Origin of the sequence: Sulfitobacter sp. W002, assembly GCF_025142135.1 — a bacterium.
Taxonomy (GTDB): domain Bacteria; phylum Pseudomonadota; class Alphaproteobacteria; order Rhodobacterales; family Rhodobacteraceae; genus Sulfitobacter; species Sulfitobacter profundi.
In genome coordinates this window covers 1,257,501-1,277,079 of the sequence record NZ_CP081126.1, presented here as the reverse complement: position 1 = coordinate 1,277,079, position 19,579 = coordinate 1,257,501, and the positions used below count along the sequence as shown (strand labels likewise).

The 19,579-nt window shown below is 59.8% G+C and carries 17 protein-coding genes and 2 rRNA genes; 9 read left to right on the top strand and 10 right to left on the bottom strand.

Annotated elements, in window-relative coordinates; genetic code table 11:
* Positions 1-121: 121 nt before the first annotated feature.
* Together K3758_RS06320 and K3758_RS06315 are read left to right on the top strand one after the other, a co-directional pair.
* Positions 122-3,523 (top strand): indolepyruvate ferredoxin oxidoreductase family protein, encoded by a 3,402-nt coding sequence (locus tag K3758_RS06320; RefSeq protein ID WP_259948794.1) that lies wholly within the window; start codon positions 122-124, stop codon positions 3,521-3,523.
* Positions 3,524-4,132: 609 nt separating this feature from the next.
* Positions 4,133-5,110: a PleD family two-component system response regulator gene (locus tag K3758_RS06315; protein WP_259948792.1), complete on the top strand. Its 978-nt coding sequence runs from the start codon at positions 4,133-4,135 to the stop codon at positions 5,108-5,110.
* Between the two features lie 48 nt (positions 5,111-5,158).
* Here the strand turns inward: K3758_RS06315 and K3758_RS06310 are convergent, their stop codons facing one another.
* Positions 5,159-5,524: a hypothetical protein gene (locus tag K3758_RS06310; protein ID WP_259948788.1), complete on the bottom strand. Its 366-nt coding sequence runs from the start codon at positions 5,522-5,524 to the stop codon at positions 5,159-5,161.
* A 1-nt stretch (position 5,525) separates the two neighbouring features.
* On the bottom strand, positions 5,526-5,765 hold the full coding sequence (locus tag K3758_RS06305) for an Lrp/AsnC family transcriptional regulator (RefSeq protein WP_007120503.1): 240 nt from the start codon (positions 5,763-5,765) through the stop codon (positions 5,526-5,528).
* Positions 5,766-5,924: 159 nt separating this feature from the next.
* Between K3758_RS06305 and hisB the strand changes: the two genes are divergently transcribed.
* Positions 5,925-6,512 carry an imidazoleglycerol-phosphate dehydratase HisB gene (hisB, locus tag K3758_RS06300; protein ID WP_259948780.1) on the top strand — a complete coding sequence of 196 codons (588 nt, stop codon included), beginning with the start codon at positions 5,925-5,927 and terminating at the stop codon, positions 6,510-6,512.
* A gap of 4 nt (positions 6,513-6,516) precedes the next feature.
* Positions 6,517-7,155, top strand: a complete 639-nt coding sequence (gene hisH / locus K3758_RS06295) for an imidazole glycerol phosphate synthase subunit HisH (RefSeq protein ID WP_259948768.1) — start codon at positions 6,517-6,519, stop codon at positions 7,153-7,155.
* 180 nt (positions 7,156-7,335) lie between these two features.
* Here hisH and K3758_RS06290 read toward each other — a convergent pair whose 3' ends face one another.
* Complete coding sequence (locus K3758_RS06290) at positions 7,336-7,725, bottom strand: DUF2147 domain-containing protein (RefSeq protein ID WP_259948767.1); 390 nt, start codon at positions 7,723-7,725, stop codon at positions 7,336-7,338.
* 129 nt (positions 7,726-7,854) lie between these two features.
* Here K3758_RS06290 and hisA point away from each other — a divergent pair, with 129 nt between their 5' ends.
* Genes hisA through K3758_RS06275 form a run of 3 tightly spaced genes read left to right on the top strand, consistent with a single transcriptional unit; the run spans position 7,855 to position 9,644 of the window.
* Positions 7,855-8,574, top strand: a complete 720-nt coding sequence (gene hisA, locus K3758_RS06285) for a 1-(5-phosphoribosyl)-5-[(5-phosphoribosylamino)methylideneamino]imidazole-4-carboxamide isomerase (protein WP_120350628.1) — start codon at positions 7,855-7,857, stop codon at positions 8,572-8,574.
* A gap of 3 nt (positions 8,575-8,577) precedes the next feature.
* The gene (hisF, locus tag K3758_RS06280; RefSeq protein ID WP_259948765.1) at positions 8,578-9,339 is read left to right on the top strand and encodes an imidazole glycerol phosphate synthase subunit HisF; all 762 of its coding nucleotides are present in this window, start codon (positions 8,578-8,580) and stop codon (positions 9,337-9,339) included.
* On the top strand, positions 9,336-9,644 hold the full coding sequence (locus tag K3758_RS06275) for a phosphoribosyl-ATP diphosphatase (protein ID WP_259948764.1): 309 nt from the start codon (positions 9,336-9,338) through the stop codon (positions 9,642-9,644). Before hisF ends, K3758_RS06275 begins: the two co-directional genes overlap by 4 nt.
* 2 nt (positions 9,645-9,646) lie before the next feature.
* Here the strand turns inward: K3758_RS06275 and K3758_RS06270 are convergent, their stop codons facing one another.
* Positions 9,647-10,060, bottom strand: coding sequence for a CoA-binding protein (locus K3758_RS06270; RefSeq protein WP_259948763.1), 414 nt, complete (start codon positions 10,058-10,060; stop codon positions 9,647-9,649).
* A 174-nt stretch (positions 10,061-10,234) separates the two neighbouring features.
* Between K3758_RS06270 and K3758_RS06265 the strand changes: the two genes are divergently transcribed.
* The gene (locus K3758_RS06265) at positions 10,235-11,509 is read left to right on the top strand and encodes an acyl-CoA dehydrogenase family protein (RefSeq protein WP_409202618.1); all 1,275 of its coding nucleotides are present in this window, start codon (positions 10,235-10,237) and stop codon (positions 11,507-11,509) included.
* 1 nt (position 11,510) lies between these two features.
* Positions 11,511-12,287, top strand: coding sequence for an SDR family oxidoreductase (locus K3758_RS06260; protein WP_259948762.1), 777 nt, complete (start codon positions 11,511-11,513; stop codon positions 12,285-12,287).
* A gap of 12 nt (positions 12,288-12,299) precedes the next feature.
* On the opposite strand, the gene K3758_RS06255 is transcribed toward K3758_RS06260, so the two are convergent.
* The 6 genes from K3758_RS06255 to K3758_RS06230 form a co-directional block, all read right to left on the bottom strand.
* Positions 12,300-13,175: an acyl-CoA thioesterase II gene (locus tag K3758_RS06255; RefSeq protein ID WP_067941603.1), complete on the bottom strand. Its 876-nt coding sequence runs from the start codon at positions 13,173-13,175 to the stop codon at positions 12,300-12,302.
* 85 nt (positions 13,176-13,260) lie between these two features.
* Positions 13,261-14,295 (bottom strand): phosphotransferase family protein, encoded by a 1,035-nt coding sequence (locus K3758_RS06250; RefSeq protein WP_259948752.1) that lies wholly within the window; start codon positions 14,293-14,295, stop codon positions 13,261-13,263.
* Positions 14,292-15,284 (bottom strand): nitronate monooxygenase family protein, encoded by a 993-nt coding sequence (locus K3758_RS06245; protein WP_259948750.1) that lies wholly within the window; start codon positions 15,282-15,284, stop codon positions 14,292-14,294. Before K3758_RS06245 ends, K3758_RS06250 begins: the two co-directional genes overlap by 4 nt.
* Positions 15,285-15,314: 30 nt before the next feature.
* Positions 15,315-16,136, bottom strand: a complete 822-nt coding sequence (locus tag K3758_RS06240) for an SDR family oxidoreductase (RefSeq protein ID WP_259948747.1) — start codon at positions 16,134-16,136, stop codon at positions 15,315-15,317.
* 211 nt (positions 16,137-16,347) lie between these two features.
* A 5S ribosomal RNA gene (gene rrf / locus K3758_RS06235) occupies positions 16,348-16,462 on the bottom strand.
* A 182-nt stretch (positions 16,463-16,644) separates the two neighbouring features.
* Positions 16,645-19,478: ribosomal RNA gene (locus tag K3758_RS06230) — 23S ribosomal RNA — on the bottom strand.
* Positions 19,479-19,579 lie beyond the last annotated feature (101 nt).

The following is a 19,579-nucleotide window of genomic DNA, read 5'->3' as shown; positions in this document are numbered from 1 at the left end:
TTTATTCTCTCACCAAACGGAACTTTGATGGATAAATTACCCGGATTTCACCCATATCGCCAGCAAAACCGGAGCGAAATTTCGGACCCCCTGCGGTATACTCCCAAGTGAGGAGACCCCCATGACAGACCAACCGCGCGAATTTACCACTTATAAACTCGACGACCGCTATGATCAGACCGAAGGCCGCGTTTTCCTGACCGGGACGCAGGCATTGGTACGCATCATGCTGGATCAGGCCCGCCGCGATCGCGAGGCGGGGCTGAACACCGCCGGTTTCGTTTCGGGCTATCGCGGCTCCCCCTTGGGCGGGCTCGATCTGGAATACTGGCGCATCAAAGACCGCGTGGCCAAGGCGGGGGTGAAGTTCCTGCCCGCAGTGAACGAAGACCTCGGTGCCACCGCGGTCTTGGGCGCACAACAGGCCCACCTCGACCCGCAGGCGGAGGTCGAGGGCGTCTTTTCCATGTGGTACGGCAAGGGGCCGGGGGTGGACCGTTCGGGCGACGCGCTGAAACATGGCAACGCTTACGGCTCCGCGCCCAAGGGCGGCGTTTTGGTGGTGGCGGGCGACGATCACGGCTGCGTCTCGTCCTCAATGCCGCATCAATCCGATGTGGGCTTCATGTCGTGGTTCATGCCAACGCTGAACCCGGCGAGCGTGGCCGAATATCAGGCATTTGGCGAATACGGCATCGCGCTTTCACGCTTCTCGGGCACTTGGGTGGGTTTCAAGGCGATCTCGGAAACCGTGGAAAGCGGCGCATCGGTGACACTGACACCCGACCGCGTGTTCAACCAGCCCGACTACACCGCGCCTCCGGGCGGGCTGCACGTGCGGCTTGGCGATCTGCCCTCGCCCGAGATTGAGACGCGGCTGCATCACAAGCTCGACGCGGTGCAGGCTTTCATGCGCGCCAATCCCATTGACCGGCATATCTACGACACACAGGACGCCTCTTTCGGCATCGTGACCACCGGCAAGGGCCACCTCGATACGATGGAGGCGCTGCGGCTTCTGGGCCTTGATGAGACCGCCTGCCGCCGCCTCGGCATCGACATCTACAAGATCGGCATGGTCTGGCCGCTGGCGCTGGACGATGCGCTCGACTTCGTGAAAGGCAAGCGCGAAGTGCTTGTGATTGAAGAGAAACGCGGCATCATCGAAAGCCAGTTCAAGGAGGCATTCTATGACTGGCCCGGCTCCAAACCCGCGCGGATGGTGGGCAAACATGACGAAAACCTTGAGGAGTTGGTGCCTTGGACCGGCGAGCTGTCGCCGCTCAAGCTGCTCCCGATCATTGCCGCGCGGCTCAATGCCTTTTTCCCCAAAGAGAACCTGCTGGAAAAGGCCCGCGCCCTGACTGACCAGCCGCCAGTGCTGCTGAACGTCCCCGGCGCCACCCGCACGCCTTACTTCTGTTCGGGCTGCCCACATAACTCCTCGACCAAACTGCCCGAAGGGTCAAAGGCCAACTCCGGCATCGGCTGCCATGTCATGGCTTCGTGGATGGACCGCGAAACCGCCGGTTTTGCCCAGATGGGCGGCGAAGGCGTGCCGTGGATCGCCACCTCGATGTTCAACGGGGGCAAACATGTGTTCCAAAACCTTGGCGAGGGCACGTGGTACCACTCCGGCTCGCTCGCCATCCGCCAAGCGGTCGCGGCAAAGACGAACATCACCTACAAGATCCTCTACAACGACGCCGTTGCCATGACCGGCGGGCAGCCTGTCGATGGCCCTGTCTCTGTCGCCGCCATCGCGCAGGCCTGCCGCGCAGAAGGCGTGGCGCGGATCGCGCTGGTCTCGGACCGGCCCGAACTGTTGGAGAAGGGTGATTTCCCTGCCGGCACCAGTTTCGACCACCGCAGCGCGCTTGACCGCGTGCAGCGCGAGCTGCGCGATATTCCGGGCGTCACAGTGCTGATCTATGAGCAGACCTGCGCCACCGAGAAACGCCGCAAGCGCAAGCGCGGGCTGATGGACGACCCTAAGAAATTCGTCATGATCAACGATCTGGTCTGCGAGGGTTGCGGCGATTGTTCGTTGGAATCCAATTGTCTAAGCGTCGAGCCGAAAAAGACTGAGTTCGGCACAAAGCGGCAGATCAACCAATCGACCTGCAACAAGGATTACTCCTGTCTCAACGGGTTCTGCCCCTCTTTCGTCACCGTCGAGGGCGGCAGCCGCCGCAAACGCTCTGGGGCCGGGCTGGACGTGGCGGGCCTTTCGGCGCAGCTGCCGATGCCCGAACTGCCCAGGCTCGACCAGCCCTTTAACCTGCTGGTGACCGGCGTAGGCGGCACCGGCGTTGTCACCGTGGGCGCGCTCATCACCATGGCGGCGCATCTCGAAGGGCTGGGCTCCAGCGTGCTGGACTTCACCGGCTTTGCACAGAAGTTCGGCACCGTGCTGGGCTATGTGCGGCTCGCCCAAACCCCCGAGGACGTGCATCAGGTACGCATCGATCAAGGCGGCGCCGACGCGGTGATCGGCTGCGACATGGTGGTCAGCTCCGCGCCCAAGGCCTCGGCCCACTACCGGCGCGGCACGCGGATCGTGCTTAATCGCGCCGAGATGCCGACCGGCGATCTGGTGCTGAACCGCGACGCGGAGTTGCGCATCGACGACCGCGAAGCGGCGATCGCGCAGGCGGTGGGAGCTGAGAACCTCAGTGCCTTTGACGCCAACGCCATGGCCGAAAAACTGATGGGCGACGCGGTCTTCGCCAATGTGATGATGCTGGGCTATGCTTGGCAGAAGGGGCTGGTGCCGGTCTCGCTCACCGCGTTGGAGCAGGCGATCGAGTTGAATGGCATAGTGCCCGACAAGAACCGCGCCGCCTTTGGTTTTGGCCGGGTTATGGCCGCAAACCCCGAGGCGATTGAGGCGCATTTTGCCCCGGCGCCCACCCCCGATGACAGTGTCGACAGCCTGATCGCGCGGCGGATGGAGTTCCTCACCGGCTACCAGAACGTTGCCTATGCCCAGCGCTACAAGGAAAAGCTCGACGCGCTGGCATCGAAGGTGCCGCAGGGGTCGGACGACCTGCTGCGCGCCGCGGCGAAATCGCTGTTCAAACTCATGGCCTACAAGGACGAATACGAAGTCGCCCGCCTGCACCGCCAAAGCGGTTTTGAGGATCGCATCGCCGATAGTTTCGAGGGCGACTACAAGGTGCACTACCACCTCGCCCCGCCCGCATGGCCCACCGGCCGCGATGGCCGCGGACGCCCCAACAAGCGCAAGTTTGGCCCATGGATGGGGCGTGCCTTTGACCTATTGGCCGCGATGAAACCCCTGCGCGGCACATGGGCCGACCCGTTCAGCTACGGCGCCGATCGCAAGCTGGAGGTCGGGCTGATCGACTGGTACGAGGCGGTCATGGCCAAGGCCCCGGCCCTGCCCCCTGACGAGGCGCTCGCGGTACTTTCCGCACCAATGGAGATCCGTGGCTACGGCCCTGTAAAAGAGGCCGCTGCCGAAAAGGTGCAGGCCGAGGTCGCAGCGCGCTTAGGCTAAGAGAGTCGTCGAGAAATCGCCGCGCAGCCCGGCTTCATACAATTCGAGGTCGGGCGAACAGTCGGCAAAGTGCGCCACCATCCCCGGGGGGATGACGAAAGCGTCGCCCGTCTCCCGCCTGCGCAGTGCTTGCACAGGTTCCGCCAAGATCGTCCCGCAAGCGCATCAACATAGCCCCCCTCACGGTTCTTACAGCAGTTGAGCGCGCAGGCGCGGCAGGCCTCCAACTGCGCGTTACGTACGACATCCGATAAAGTTCCCCTCGATCACCTAAGCGTGAAGGCGAGTCGCAGCGCGAAACCCCTTAGGTTCACAAGAACCGCATATTCTCGCCCTGTTTTAGCTCTTTATTCCGCTTCTCTGCGCCCAGAATTCCGCACGATATCCCCCAAATCACCTCCCGCGACGCGGGAAAACAAGGGCGCGAGGCTGCCACAGGCTGCGAATTCAATGGTTTCCCGGAACTTCAAAATATGGTTAATAATTAACGGAACGGCACAAGCTATTGGTGCAGCAACGTCACAATTTCGCCGGGTTTATACGACTAAATGTGAACAGATTATAAAGACACCCGGACTGCCCGTCTGCCCCACGAAAGAGGTGCCAAAAATGAAAATTCTTGCCGTCGACGATGACCCTTTTATCCGCGAATTGCTGCCCGTCGTTTTCCGCGAAGCTGATTATCCCTATCTGACACTGGCTGATTCCGGCGCTGCCGCTTTGGAGCTGCTCGAAACCACCAAAGACCATTTTGATTGCCTGCTCTTGGATATCGAAATGCCTGAAATGGACGGCATCACCCTATGCCGCCGCATCCGCACGCTAGAGGCTTATCAAGACACGCCGATCTTGATGGTGACCTCGCGCGCCGACGCGACCGCGATCGAAAGCGCTTTTGCCGCTGGGGCCAACGACTATGTGACCAAACCTTTCGATGTAAAAGACATCGCAACCCGCGTGCATATCGCCGAGCGGATGTTGGAAAACACCCAGCGTGCCCCGCGCCTTGACCCGCATCATCTGAAAGAAGCAGGAGAGCCCGGCGCCCATGATTTCGCGCTGGCCGATCCTGTGCATATCAACGGGGTCGAGCAGTTGGTGCTGCCCTTCTCTTTGGGCAATTACCTGTCGCAATTGTCGCGCCAGCACCTTGATATCTGTCAGGTCTTCGCCGTGAAGATCGAACATATCGATGAGCTTTACGCGACCTGCAACACCCGCGAATTCGCCCGCGCCGTTACCTCTGCCGCCCAAGCGATCGCGCGAGTGGTCGATTGCCCGCAACTGCTGATGACCCACAATGGGTCTGGCACGCTGCTGTGCATCGTGACCGGCGACAGCCTGCCCGCATGGCCCGAGATCGAAGTGCTCATTCAAGGTGAGCTTGACGGGATGGACCTGCGCTATGATGACAACAGCCCGCTGTCGGTAATGCTTTCCGTGGGCGGCCCGATCCAGCCCAATGCCAGCCGCACCCAGCGGGTCAGAAAGACATTTGATCGCGCCATTCGCCGTGTGGCGATGCGCCAGAAGGTGAAACTCGACACCGCCCCGCCCGAGAAACCCTCCGTCTCCGCCGCGCATTGAGCCAAAAGAGACCTCATAAAAACCCGCCTCACCGGCGGGTTTCTGCATTCAGTTGATGGGGAATTGCACCAGACAACGCTCGGCGATGCGGCGGTAATCCTCCAATGTGTCCGGTACGCTGCGCCGGTCGCGCATCACCTCCATCGCCGCACGTTTCTGGGCCCAACTGCCCTCAACATGTCGGTCAAGGATGCGCACGGTGACGCCCAGCATCACGTTTTTCTCCCCCTCGCCGATCAGCTCCGCCGAAGAAAGCGCCACAGCCGTCAGGGCCAGCGTGTTGGCGCAGCGCAAAGCGGCGGCCTCGCGCCCCTCATAGATACGTGCGCCCGCTGTCGCCATGCCGGGATGGGCCTGCGCGCCAAAGGACAAAGCAAAAACCGTAACCGCCGTTAGAGAGAACCTGCGCGGCACCTCAAAAGACCTTGAAGGTCATCGTGGTCAAGGATCGCTCAATGCCTTCGATGTCCAATAGGTTGTCGTTGATGTAGACGCCCACATCCTCCCCCTTGGGGATATAAAGCTTCATCAACAGGTCATATTCACCAGAGGTGGAATAAAGCTCGGAATGGATTTCGCGCAGGGCGATTTCCTCGGCCACACGATAGGTCGTGCCCGGTCGGCAGCGGATCTGGATGAATACGCAGGTGGTCATGTCGCGCCTCTTTCTGGGATTTGGTTCAAGCTGACATATGGGCCCTGCCCCCGCAATCCCCGATCGCGTCAGCCCCGGCTAAAGGTGCTTCACCGCTTGGGCTTGGCGTGGCGGCATGCCCTGCTATAAGGGCGCAGCAATTGCCTTCGGAGATGCCCTATGCGTCGCAGCACCCTGACCCGCACCACTGTCGAAACCGACATCACGGTCGAGATCAATCTCGACGGCAGTGGCCGCTATGACAATGAGACCGGCGTGGGTTTCTTTGACCATATGCTCGACCAATTGTCGCGCCACTCGCTGATCGATATCACGGTGCGCGCCAAAGGCGATCTGCACATCGATGATCACCACACGGTCGAAGACGTAGGCATCACGCTGGGCCAAGCACTGACCCAAGCGCTCGGCGACAAACGCGGCATCCGTCGCTACGGGTCTTGCCTATTGGCGATGGACGACGCGCAAATCCGCTGCGCGCTCGACCTCTCTGCACGGCCGTTTCTGATCTGGAACGTGAATTTCCCCACCAGCAGCATCGGCACATTCGACACCGAACTGGTGCGTGAGTTCTTCCAAGCGCTCAGCACCCACGGCGGCATCACCCTGCATGTCGACGCGCTGCACGGGTTCAACAGCCACCACATCGCCGAAGCGGCCTTTAAATCGGTCGCCCGCGCCCTGCGCGAGGCGGTCGAAACCGACCCGCGCAAAGCGGATGCCATCCCTTCGACCAAGGGCGCCTTGTAAGCCAATGCTGACAGCAATCATCGACTACGAATCCGGAAATCTACACTCGGCCCACAAAGCCTTTGAGCGTATGGCCCGTGAAAATGACGCAGGCGAAGTCACCGTGACCTCAGACGCCAAGGTCGTCGCCCGCGCCGACCGTCTGGTGCTGCCCGGCGATGGCGCCTTCCCGGCCTGCATGGCAGCGCTGAAAGGCGCCGGTGGCCTCTATGACGCCATGGTCGAAGCGGTTGAGGAAAAGGGGCGCCCTTTCCTTGGCATCTGTGTCGGTATGCAACTTATGGCCAGCATGGGCCGCGAATACAAAGACACCCCGGGATTGGGCTGGATCGGTGGAGAGGTGACCCAGATCACCCCCACGGATCCGAAACTTAAAGTCCCCCACATGGGCTGGAACGACTTGGTGATCGATCATGACCATGCTGTCTTCGACGGGTTGCACACCGGTGATCACACCTATTTCGTGCACAGCTACCACATGGCCGTAGCAGACCCTGCCGAACGGCTGGCCCATGTCGATTACGGCGGCGAGGTCACGGCGATTATCGGCCGCGATACGATGTTGGGCATGCAATTTCACCCTGAAAAAAGCCAAACCACTGGCCTGCGGCTGATCTCGAACTTTTTGAACTGGACGCCTTAACCAGCGCCGCGCCTGCCGAAGCGTCGGACGGTATTTAAGAAAGGATGAAGTTGAAGAAAGACCCTCTTTAACTTCATCCTTTTACAAATACCTCTGCGCTGCCCTTGCCTTCCGCAAAACGCAAAGAAGGCGCGGAGATCGTTCCTCGCGCCTTCTGACTTAGGTATTGATGCAGCGGCTCTACTTAATGCGCGCCCAGGTCTGCTTCGAACAGATCAACCCGCCCGCGACGCAGCCCGAAAGTTTAAGCGATTTGCCAGAGACGTCCATCTTGCCGATATAGATTTTGCCGTTCGACGGGCGCCATACTTTACCGGCGTATTTGCCGCCGCCCTGGGGCTTCATATCGATGACGAGCGTTTTTCCGATATTGGGTGATTTATACTCACCACTGTCGTTGAACGTGCGCGCGATGGTGCCGCAGATCGCCCCGCCGCAGGGGGCCATTTTCACATGGGCATAGGCGCCGTCATCCACCTGAGTTTGCCAAGTACCGACTGCCGGATCCGCCGCATGGGCGGGACCGGTCAGGCCAAGGCCCAGAAGGGCCGCTGCAAAAAACTGTTTCATGATCTCTCCTCCCGATCTGGGTTTAGTGTTAGACACAACTTTCTTTCGGGCAAGACTGACCTAGGGTCGCGTTGCAAAATCCTTGGCGACGTGCAAAAGGAAGCCAACGTTCAAAACAAGGGCCCGGCCATGATCCTCTACCCCGCTATTGATCTCAAAGATGGTCAGGCCGTGCGCCTCGTGCATGGCGATATGGACCGCGCTACCGTTTTCAACGACGACCCTGCCGCGCAGGCGTTGAGTTTCGTCGAGGCGGGCTGCGAATGGCTGCATCTGGTTGATCTTAATGGCGCCTTTGCCGGAACACCGGTGAACGCCGCCCCGGTCGAGGCAATTTTGAAAGCCTGCAAGGTGCCTGCGCAATTGGGCGGTGGCATTCGCGATATGGCGACGATCGAAAGCTGGCTGGATAAGGGCTTGGCGCGGGTCATTCTGGGCACCGTTGCTGTAGAGAACCCTGAACTGGTCCGCGAGGCCGCCGCCGCCTTCCCCGGTCATGTTGCCGTGGGAATCGATGCGCGGGGCGGCCGGGTTGCGACCAAGGGCTGGGCGACGGAGACCGATGTCATGGCCACTGATCTCGCGAAATCCTTTGAGGACGCGGGCGTGGCCGCGATTATCTATACCGATATCATGCGCGATGGCGCGATGGGCGGGCCGAATGTTGAGGCGACGGCCGATCTGGCACGCGCCGTCTCGATCCCGGTGATCGCCTCAGGTGGGGTCTCGTCGCTCGAAGATCTGGCGGCGCTGCGCGACACCGGGGTAATTGAGGGCGCGATCTCGGGCCGGGCGCTTTATGACGGCGCGATCGATTTGACCGAAGCCATGAAGATGTTGAAGGGCTGAGCCATGCTGAAGACCCGCATCATCCCCTGTCTCGACGTGGCCGATGGGCGCGTGGTCAAGGGCGTGAACTTTGTCGGCCTGCGCGATGCGGGCGATCCGGTGGATGCCGCCATCGCCTATGATGCGGCGGGGGCGGATGAACTTTGCTTTCTCGATATCAATGCCACGCATGAAAACCGCGGCACGATGTTTGATCTGGTGACCCGCACGGCTGAGCATTGCTATATCCCGCTGACCGTGGGCGGTGGTGTGCGGACCGTGGCAGATGTGCGGGCGCTGCTCTTGGCGGGGGCCGACAAGGTCAGCTTTAACTCCGCCGCCGTGGCGAACCCGGATGTGATAGCCGAAGCGGCGGATCATTTCGGCAGCCAGTGCATCGTCTGCGCCATTGATGCCAAGACGGTCAGCCCCGGCAAATGGGAGATTTTCACCCATGGCGGGCGCAAGTCCACGGGCATCGACGCGGTCGAATTTGCCCGCACCGTGGCGGCCAAGGGCGCGGGTGAAATTCTGCTGACATCCATGGACCGCGATGGCACCAAACAGGGCTTCAACCTGCCGTTGACCCGCGCCATTTCCGATGCCGTTTCTGTGCCGGTTATTGCTTCGGGCGGGGTCGGCAATCTGGATCACCTCGTTGATGGGGTGATCGAAGGCGGCGCATCGGCGGTGCTGGCGGCGTCGATCTTTCATTTCGGCGAATATACCGTGCATGAGGCCAAGCAGCATATGGCCGCAGCAGGCATTCCAATGAGGCTTTCATGACGCTTGATGACCTATACGCCACCATCCTGAGCCGGAAAAGCGCTGATCCCTCAAGCAGTTGGACGGCGCAATTGCTGGCCAAAGGGCCCGAAAAATGTGCCGAGAAGTTTGGCGAAGAAGCGGTTGAGGCGATCATCGAGGCGGTGAAGAACGATCCGAAGGGGCTCACCTCGGAAGCGGCGGATGTGCTCTATCACCTGCTCGTCATGCTGGCGGCGCGAGATGTGCCGCTTAGCGATGTGTTGGACGAACTGGCGCGGCGCCAGTCGACATCGGGCATCGCAGAAAAGGCCGCACGAAACTAGGCTCAGCCCAGCAGGCGCGGGATTTCAACCTTGGGGCAGCGGTCTTGGATCACATCCACGCCGCGTGCTTCGGCATTGGCCGCGGCTTCGGCATTGGTGATCCCCATTTGCATCCAGATTGTTTCCAGATCGGGAAACGCCGCGAGCGCCTCATCCACGACGGGGGGCACATCCTCGGACCGGCGGAAAATATCGACCATCTGGACCGGCGGATCAATCTCGGCCAATGTCGCGACGATGGTCTTGCCGAAGACTTCTTTGCCCGCGTGCACGGGGTTCACCGGCACCACGTCATACCCCTTTTGTGCAAGGTATTCAGCGACATAGTGGCTGGGCCGCGCCGGGTTGGGAGAGACGCCAACCACCGCGATGCGGCGGGTGCGGGTGAGAACGTCTTTGATCAATGCATCTGTCATATCCTGAACTTAAGCGCCTGCGCGCGGGTTTCAACGCCATAATGACGCGGCGTAAAGCGTGGTGCCCCCTGCCCGTGATTGGCAAGCTTGTAGCGATTGCATAGGCTCGTCCCAAAGGTACGCCCAGCGGAGGAGCCGGGCGGCACCGCGAACCATCATCACCGGGAGCATAGGATGATCGATCAGACTTTGGACATGAACAATCTCGAAATGTCGGAAAAGGCCAAACCGCTTTTGGCAGCTGTTACCAAGCACATCCGCGAGAATGTCGATCCGATCACCGAGGAGTTCTTTCGCCTTGGCGAAGGCCGCGCCGACCGTTGGTCCTATGCGCCGGGACAATTGGAATTGCTCGATGGGGCCAAGCAGAAGGCGCGAGAAGCGGGGTTGTGGAACTTCTTCCTGCCCAATGCGGAAACCGGCGAAGGGCTGGCAAACCTCGATTACGCCTATATCGCCGCCGAACTGGGCAAAAGCCCCCTAGCCCCGGAAACGCTGAACTGCTCGGCACCCGATACCGGCAATATGGAGGTGCTGGAGCGTGTCGGCACGCCTGAGCAAAAGGAGCAATGGCTGAAGCCCCTGCTCGCGGGCGAAATCCGCTCGGCCTTTGCGATGACGGAGCCTGATGTCGCCTCTTCGGACGCGCGCAATATCTCTACCAGCGCGGTTCTCGATGGCGACGATTGGGTGATCAACGGGGAGAAATTCTATATCTCCGGTGCGGGCGATCCGCGCTGTAAGATTATGATCGTCATGGTGAAAACCTCGCCCGAGGCTGAAACCTTCCGCCAGCAGAGCCAGATCCTCGTGCCGATGGACACGCCGGGGGTGGAGATCCTTGGCCCGATGCATGTCTTTGGCCATGACGATGCGCCGCATGGGCATATGCACATCCGCTTTACCGATGTGCGCGTGCCGCGTGAGAACGTGCTTTGGGGCGAAGGGCGCGGGTTCGAGATCAGTCAGGTGCGGCTTGGGCCGGGGCGGATTCACCACTGCATGCGCTCCATCGGCTCGGCGGAAAAAGCGCTGGACCTGATGATTAAGCGCGGGCTGGGCCGTGAGGCATTCGGCAAGAAAATCATCGACCTTGGCAAGAACATGGAAACCATCAGCCGCGCGCGGATCGACATCGAAGCGATGCGACTAATGGTGCTGAAAGCGGCCAAGGCGATGGATGTCTTGGGCAACAAAGAGGCCCGCATCTGGGTCAGCATGATCAAGGCGCTGGTGCCGGAAAAAGCCTGCGGGATCATCGACGCCTCGATGCAGGTGCATGGCGCCACGGGGATGAGCCAGTGGAGCCCGCTGTCGGGCATGTACACGTGGCAGCGCGCGCTGCGCTTTGCCGATGGGCCGGACGAGGTGCACCATCAGGTCATCGCGCGAGCCGAGGTGAAGGCGTTTCAGGCGTCGAACACGCGCGGCTCTGACGGCGACAGCTGATATGGAACTCGCGGGGCGCGTCATCGTCATCACCGGGGCGGCCAGCGGCATCGGGCGGGCCATGGCCCTGCGCTTTGCCAAGGAAGCACCAGCGCATCTGGTCTGTGTGGATATCGACGGCCCGGGGGCCGAGGCGACGGCGACCGAGGTCGGCGGCACGGGCTTTCGCGTCGATGTTGCACACGAGGCCGAGATCGCCCAACTTATCGAAACCGTCGAGCGTGACATTGGGCCGATTGATCTATTCTGCTCCAACGCTGGCATCTCGGTCGAGGGCGGAGTCGAGGTGCCGGATGCCGATTGGCAGCGCATCTGGGAGATCAACGTGATGAGCCATGTGCGCGCCGCGCGGCATTTGGTGCCGCTGATGCGCGCGCGGGGCGGAGGCTATTTGCTTAACACCGCCTCGGCGGCGGGATTGCTTAATCAGGTCGGGGCCGCGCCTTACGGGGTGACGAAACACGCCGCCGTTGGCCTCGCTGAATGGTTGGCGATGACTTATGGCGATGATGGGATCAAGGTTTCTGTGCTTTGCCCGCAGGCGGTGCGGACCGAAATGATGCGCGGGCTGGAGGATCATGTCGCCGCGATCGACGGCATGCTTGAGCCGGAACCCGTGGCCGACGCCTGCGTGCAGGCGATCCGCGATGAGGTGTTTCTGGTGCTGCCGCATCCGCAGGTCCGCGACTATATGCGCGGAAAGGCGCAGGACTATGAGCGCTGGATTGGGGGAATGCGCAAGCTGAACCGGCGGTTCGGGGCGCCAAACGACGGCTAGAACGCTCCGCTTTTAGCTTTCACCCTTAGGACGTATCGGGCGCAGCAGCCCCTCTTGCGCCACGCTCGCCACCAGTTGACCGTTCTGATTGTAGATCATCCCGCGATTGAACCCACGCGCGCCGCCGGTAAAAGGCGCATCCAGTGCGTAAAGATGCCATTCATCGAACCGGATCGGCGCATGAAACCACATGGCGTGATCAAGGCTCGCCGTCATCACCTTGCCCTGAAACCACGTCAGCCCATGGGGTCGCAGCGACGAGCCCAGCAGGTTCATATCAGAGGCATAGGCCAAAAGCGCGTGCTGCATGACCGGGTTCTGGCCTTCGGCGGCGGCCATGCGGAACCACAGGTAGTTGCGGTCGTCGACCTTTTCGGGCGTCATGAAATCGCGGGGCTCGACCTCCCGGATCTCGATGGGTCGCTCGCGCAGGAAGTCCCCTCGATATTTTTCGGGCAGTTTCTCGGCAAAAGCCTCGCGCAACTCAGGTCGGTCCGGCCAGTTTTCGGGGGCAGAGACCTGCGGCATCTCATGCTGCCAGTCAAACCCCTCTTCCTCCACCTGAAAAGACGCCGACAGGTTCAGGATCTGCTTGCCATGCTGGATCGCCACCACCCGCCGGGTCGTGAAACTGCCCCCATCCCGGGCGCGGTCGACCTGATAGATCACCGGAATCTTCGGATCCCCGGGCCGGATGAAATAGGCATGAAGCGAATGGCACGCGCGCTCGGGCACCGTGCGATATGCGGCCATCAATGCCTGCGCGATGACATGGCCGCCAAAGATCCGCATCGAGGTCTCGCCCCCCGCACCCGTGCCCCGAAACAGATCGACCTCAAGTTGTTCGATATCCAACAGATCAAGCAATTGCCGCGCAGCATTGGTCATGGGTCATCCTTTCAGGCCGGGGTGTTCCGGCCCTAGCAACAGGTTTTCGCCCCAAAGCTCAAGCGCCAAAAGGCCCGCCGCCCGGTCAGCGGTCGCGATCCAGCGCCTCTAGCCCGTGGCGCGCAAAAACCGGGACATATTGCCCCAATTTCAGCCCATATTCGGGGTTTGAGGCATTGCCCTCCAACGCGCGTTTCAGCACGCCTTGAATGATGGCGGCCATGCGGAAAAAGCAAAAGGCGAGGTAATAGCCGAAGTTGTCGATCCCCCTCAGCCCGCGCCTGCGGCAATAGGCTGCGATAAAATCCGCATCGGTCGGCAGGCCGAGTGCCTTGCGGTCCACCCCGGCCAAGCCGCGCCCCTCGGTCCCCACGGGCATCTGCCATTGCATGATGACGGCGGCGAGATCGGCAAAGGGGTGACCGATCGTGGAAAGCTCCCAATCCAAAACCGCGCGGCAGGCGGTGCCATGGGTGTCAAAGATCATGTTGTCGATGCGGTAGTCCCCGTGCACCAGCGTGCGCTGCCCGTCATCTTCGGGCAGCTCGGCACTTAAGCGCTGCATCAGCGCATCCATATCGGGCTGCGGCTCGGTCTCGGACGCGCGGTACTGCTTTGACCAGCGCCCCACCTGCCGCTCAAAATAGTTGCCCGGCGGGCCATAGTCCGACAGGCCAACCGCGTCGATATCGACCTCATGCAAGGCGGCCAGCACCCCGTTCATCTCATCCACGACCGCGCCGCGCTCCGCCGGGGTGAGTTCCGGCAGGGTCGGATCGTTGAAATTGCGGCCCGGGACATGGTCCATGACATAGAACATCGAGCCGATGACGCTCTCATCCTCACAGAGCAGATGCATCCGCGCGACCGGCACCTGACTGTCGGCCAGCGCCCTTTGCACCCGAAACTCCCTATCTACTGCATGGGCAGATTTCAGCAGCGTTCCCGGGGGCTTGCGGCGCAGAACATAATCATGCGCAGGGCTCGAAAGCAGGAAGGTGGGGTTCGATTGGCCCGCCTGAAACTTGGTCACTTCAAGCGGCCCGGCAAAGCCCGGCAGGTTTGCTTCCAACCAGTGGCAGACAGCCGCCTCGTCCAAGGTTTGCGTATCCGTGCTCATTGCGCAAACTCCGCGGCCAACCGCGCCCCAGCGGTGCGGTATTCGGTCTCGATCCGGTCCACCAGTTCAGCCACCCCGCCGATTTGCTTGACCGCGCCAATGCCCTGCCCCGCGCCCCAAATTTCCTTCCACGCTTTGGGCTTGGAGGAGCCGGAGCCGAAGTTCATTGAAGAGGCATCCGCCGATGGCAGATTGTCCGGGTCCATCCCCGCCGCCTCAATCGAAGGCCGCAAATAGTTGCCCGAGACCCCGGTGAAGAGCGAGGAGGTCACGATGTCATCCGCGCCGCCAGCCACGATCATGTCTTTGTAACCCGGCACGGCGTTGGCCTCTCGCGTGGCGATAAAGGCCGACCCCATATAGCCCAAATCGGCCCCCATGGCACGCGCGGCCAAGAGCCCCTCGCCCGTGGCCAAAGCCCCCGAGAGCAGAAGCGGGCCATCGAACCATTCGCGAATTTCGCGGATCAACGCGAAAGGCGACTGTGGCCCCGCGTGCCCTCCGGCCCCGGCGGCGACGGCGATCAGCCCATCGGCGCCCTTCTCAATCGCCTTCCGGGCAAAGCGGTTGTTAATGATGTCATGCAGCACCACGCCGCCACAGGAATGCGCGGCCTCATTCACCTCCACCCGCGCGCCGAGTGAGGTGATCCAGATCGGCACCCGATGCTTTACGCAAATCTCAAGGTCGCGCTCCAACCGGCTGTTGGACCGGTGCACGATCTGGTTCACCGCAAAAGGCGCCGCAGGCCGGTCCGGGTTCTCTTGATTGTGCTTGTCCAAAGCCTCGGTGATCTGGGTCAACCACGCATCAAGCAGTGGCGGCTCTCCCTCGGCCTCGCGGGCATTCAATGCCGGGAAAGACCCGACGATCCCGGCCTTACACTGTGCGATGACCAACTCAGGCCCCGAAAGGATGAACATGGGTGAGGCGACCAGCGGCAGGCGCAGCCCGCGCAGGGCTTGGGGTAGATGGCTGTCGTCACGCATGGGTGGTCTCCGTCTGAGTTTTCGTATGTGTCATGACAATGCTCTTTCAAAAATATTGGGGCCTGACATCACGTTGATGCCGCCGCTGACCGGGATCACCGCACCGGTGACATAGGACCCGCCGCGCCCGCAGAGGAACAGCATGCAGCCCGCGATATCTTCATCACGGCCGACACGGCCAAGCGGGACATCATTGCCCACGGCTTCGCGTGTGGTCTCATCTTGGGTGGCAAAGGCCGTCATACGCGACACAAACGGCCCCGGCGCCAGCGCGTTCACGGTGATCCCCTCCCCGGCCAGTTCCTTGGCGAGGATTTTGCTCAGGTGGATCACCGCCGCTTTGGAGGCGGCGTAGCTATAGGCCCCGTCGCCCATCTCGCGCTCGCCCATGACCGAGCCCACATTTACGATCCGTGCCGGATCATCCGCCGTGGCCCCGGACCGTAGCAGAGGCAGCAGCTTTTGCGTCAAATCGAAAAGGCCGGCAACATTCACGTCCATGACCTTGTCCCATGCCCGGAAGGGGAATTGCCCTAGCGGCGCGCCCCATGTCACGCCCGCGTTGTTCATGAGAATATGCAGCCGGTCGCCGCGCGCCTGAACCTCGGCCACAAGCGCGTCTACGCCCTCTTCGCTGCCGACATCACCGGCGAAACCTTCGGCACTGCCCCGGGCGCCTAGCGCATTCAACTCCTCCGCGACGGCTTGGCAGGCCTCTCCGGTCCGGCTGGCCAGCAAAACCCGCGCGCCCGCCCGTACCAATGCCTCAGCCGCCATGCGCCCGATGCCCGTGGCGCCGCCAGTGATCAGCGCGGTTTTCCCCTCCAGCCCAAAAAGCGTCTCAATATCCATGTCCTGCCTCCCAGCCGCCGACTTTGACGTCACTGTGACAGGGCGTTGGGCGGGGTCAAGCGGATGGGAAGCCGCAGGCGCAGTAACCGGGCGTCATAACAGCTCGAAAAAAGAGTAGTTTTACAAAGCAAAACCGCCGCAGCTTTATAGCTGCGGCGGTTTTGTTATTCTGTTCATCGTCGAGAGATACTTAATATCAGGAACTTATTAGGTTTGGCGATGACCTACTCTCCCACGTCTTAAGACGCAGTACCATCGGCGCTACGGCACTTAACGGCTGGGTTCGGGATGGGACCAGGTGTTTTGCTCGCGCTATGATCACCAAACCAAATAAATTCCTGATACAGCGCTCTGCGCAGCAGAGCGACGGCGGGAGGCAGGGTATCCGTAGGATGCCCGTTCCCGCACCGTCTCCATTGGAGCGCAAAGCGTGTTTTTGTCCAAGTCATGTACAACTGATTGTATGTGTATGCTTTTGCCCAGTTAAGCAGTCTTGCTTCTACTGGATCAAATCAAGCCTATCGAGCAATTAGTACCAGTCAACTGAACGTGTTACCACGCTTACATCTCTGGCCTATCGACGAGGTGGTCTACCTCGGCTCTCAGGGATACCTTGTTTTGAGGGGGGCTTCCCGCTTAGATGCCTTCAGCGGTTATCCTGTCCGATCATAGCTACCCAGCACTGCTATTGGCATAACAACTGGTCCACCAGTGGATCGTTCACCCCGGTCCTCTCGTACTAGGGGCAACTCCTCTCAAGTATCCTACACCCACGGAAGATAGGGACCGAACTGTCTCACGACGTTCTAAACCCAGCTCACGTACCTCTTTAAACGGCGAACAGCCGTACCCTTGGGACCTGCTCCAGCCCCAGGATGAGATGAGCCGACATCGAGGTGCCAAACACTGCCGTCGATATGGACTCTTGGGCAGTATCAGCCTGTTATCCCCGGCGTACCTTTTATCCGTTGAGCGATGGCCCTCCCACTTGGGACCACCGGATCACTATGGCCGTCTTTCGACTCTGCTCGACTTGTCAGTCTCGCAGTCAGGCTGGCTTCTGCCATTGCACTCAACGAGCGATTTCCGACCGCTCTGAGCCAACCTTCGCGCGCCTCCGTTACGATTTAGGAGGCGACCGCCCCAGTCAAACTACCCGCCACACAGGGTCCCGGAACCGGATAACGGTCCGCGGTTAGACATCAAGCAGAACAAGGGTGGTATCTCAAGGGAGGCTCCACCGAGACTGGCGTCTCGGTTTCAAAGCCCACCACCTATCCTGCACATGTTCGGCCTAATGCCAGTGTGAAGCTGTAGTAAAGGTGCACGGGGTCTTTCCGTCTAACCGCGGGTAACCGGCATCTTGACCGGTAATTCAATTTCGCTGAGTCTATGTTGGAGACAGCGGGGAAGTCGTTACGCCATTCGTGCAGGTCGGAACTTACCCGACAAGGAATTTCGCTACCTTAGGACCGTTATAGTTACGGCCGCCGTTTACCTGGGCTTCAATTCAGAGCTCTCACCCCTCCTTTTAACCTTCAGGCACCGGGCAGGCGTCAGACCCTATACGTCGTCTTGCGACTTCGCAGAGCCCTGTGTTTTTAATAAACAGTCGCCACCCCCTGGTTTGTGCCCCCAGCCTCTAGTTGCCTAGAAACCGGGCCTCCTTCTCGCGAACTTACGGAGGTATTTTGCCGAGTTCCTTCAACATAGTTCTCTCAAGCGCCTTGGTATTCTCTACCTGTCCACCTGTGTCGGTTTAGGGTACGATCTAGCGATGGAGCTATTTCCAGGGACCTCTAAGCAGCCCATTCAATCCGATAAGGATGAACTACCCTCGAGATCCGTCACTTCCATCTGGCCCAGGAATATTAACCTGGTTCCCATCGACTACGCCTTTCGGCCTCGCCTTAGGGGTCGGCTTACCCTGCTCAGATTAGCTTTAAGCAGGAACCCTTGGACTTTCGGCGAGAGTGTCTCTCACACTCTTTGTCGCTACTCATGTCATCATTCTCACTAGTGATCTCTCCACCGGATCGCTCACGCGCCAGCTTCACAGAAAGCTCCTTGTGTCCAATACGTCCCGAGGGACGATAAGGACACATGGAACTATGTCACACTACGCTCTGCTACCATGCAATAAATGCATCCTCAGCTTCGGCTCATGGCTTGAGCCCCGTTACATCTTCGCCGCAAGACAACTTATTTAGACCAGTGAGCTGTTACGCTATCTTTAAAGGATGGCTGCTTCTAAGCCAACCTCCTGGTTGTTTTGGTCGTCTCACCTGCTTTCCCACTTAGCCATGAATTAGGGGCCTTAGCTGGAGGTTAGGGTTGTTTCCCTCTTCACGACGGACGTTAGCATTCGCCGTGTGTCTGCCGACTAGTACTCCTCGGTATTCGGAGTTTGGTTAGGATCAGTAAGCCTGTGGGGCCCCATTACCCATCCAGTGCTCTACCCCCGAGGGTATTCGGTCGACGCTCTACCTAAATAGATTTCGCAGAGAACCAGCTATCTCCGAGTTTGATTGGCCTTTCACCCCTAGGCACAGCTCATCCCGATCTTTTTCAACAGATGTGGGTTCGGTCCTCCAATAAGTGTTACCTTATCTTCAACCTGGCCATGCCTAGATCACTCGGTTTCGGGTCTGATCCCACGAACTCAACGCCCTATTAAGACTCGCTTTCGCTACGCCTACACCTAACGGCTTAAGCTTGCTCGTGAGACCAAGTCGATGACCCATTATACAAAAGGTACGCTGTCAGGACGCAAGGTCCCTCCAACTGTTTGTAGGCGTTCGGTTTCAGGTACTGTTTCACTCCCCTCGTCGGGGTGCTTTTCACCTTTCCCTCACGGTACTGGTTCACTATCGGTCAGTAAGGAGTACTTAGCCTTCGAAGGTGGTCCTCCGATCTTCAGACAGAATTTCACGTGTTCCGCCCTACTTAATACGTCCAATCATGCTTCTTATACGGGACTATCACCCACTCTGGTTGCGCATTCCAACGCATTCTAACCACACTCATGGCTCGGCTGGTCCCCGTTCGCTCGCCGCTACTAGGGGAGTATCATATTGATTTCCTTTCCTCCGGGTACTTAGATGTTTCAGTTCCCCGGGTTTGCCTTTTTAAGCCTATATATTCAGCCTAAAAATACCTGGTTTACCAAGTTATTAGCTGCACCGAAGTGCAGTAATAACAAAGTATCAGGTGGGTTGCCCCATTCAGAAATCCATGGATCAAAGCTTATTCTCAGCTCCCCATGGCTTATCGCAGAGTATCACGTCTTTCATCGCCTCTTACTGCCAAGGCATTCACCAAACGCCCTTTTCGCGCTTGATTTGATCCAGAAAAAGCAAGACTTAGCGTCTCGCGCGAAGATCAGAAGCTGGTAAGAAACTGATCCTCTTTATCCTGTATCAAAAGCATACTTTTACCCGCCC

Excerpts from the sequence above, each read along its gene's own strand:
- K3758_RS06320 (WP_259948794.1), top strand. The coding sequence starts at position 122 with ATGACAGACCAACCGCGCGAATTTACCACTTATAAACTCGACGACCGC.
- K3758_RS06315 (WP_259948792.1), top strand. The coding sequence starts at position 4,133 with ATGAAAATTCTTGCCGTCGACGATGACCCTTTTATCCGCGAATTGCTG.
- K3758_RS06305 (WP_007120503.1), bottom strand. The coding sequence starts at position 5,765 with ATGACCACCTGCGTATTCATCCAGATCCGCTGCCGACCGGGCACGACC.
- hisB (WP_259948780.1), top strand. The coding sequence starts at position 5,925 with ATGCGTCGCAGCACCCTGACCCGCACCACTGTCGAAACCGACATCACG.
- hisH (WP_259948768.1), top strand. The coding sequence starts at position 6,517 with ATGCTGACAGCAATCATCGACTACGAATCCGGAAATCTACACTCGGCC.
- K3758_RS06290 (WP_259948767.1), bottom strand. The coding sequence starts at position 7,725 with ATGAAACAGTTTTTTGCAGCGGCCCTTCTGGGCCTTGGCCTGACCGGT.
- hisA (WP_120350628.1), top strand. The coding sequence starts at position 7,855 with ATGATCCTCTACCCCGCTATTGATCTCAAAGATGGTCAGGCCGTGCGC.
- hisF (WP_259948765.1), top strand. The coding sequence starts at position 8,578 with ATGCTGAAGACCCGCATCATCCCCTGTCTCGACGTGGCCGATGGGCGC.
- K3758_RS06275 (WP_259948764.1), top strand. The coding sequence starts at position 9,336 with ATGACGCTTGATGACCTATACGCCACCATCCTGAGCCGGAAAAGCGCT.
- K3758_RS06270 (WP_259948763.1), bottom strand. The coding sequence starts at position 10,060 with ATGACAGATGCATTGATCAAAGACGTTCTCACCCGCACCCGCCGCATC.
- K3758_RS06265 (WP_409202618.1), top strand. The coding sequence starts at position 10,235 with ATGATCGATCAGACTTTGGACATGAACAATCTCGAAATGTCGGAAAAG.
- K3758_RS06260 (WP_259948762.1), top strand. The coding sequence starts at position 11,511 with ATGGAACTCGCGGGGCGCGTCATCGTCATCACCGGGGCGGCCAGCGGC.
- K3758_RS06255 (WP_067941603.1), bottom strand. The coding sequence starts at position 13,175 with ATGACCAATGCTGCGCGGCAATTGCTTGATCTGTTGGATATCGAACAA.
- K3758_RS06250 (WP_259948752.1), bottom strand. The coding sequence starts at position 14,295 with ATGAGCACGGATACGCAAACCTTGGACGAGGCGGCTGTCTGCCACTGG.
- K3758_RS06245 (WP_259948750.1), bottom strand. The coding sequence starts at position 15,284 with ATGCGTGACGACAGCCATCTACCCCAAGCCCTGCGCGGGCTGCGCCTG.
- K3758_RS06240 (WP_259948747.1), bottom strand. The coding sequence starts at position 16,136 with ATGGATATTGAGACGCTTTTTGGGCTGGAGGGGAAAACCGCGCTGATC.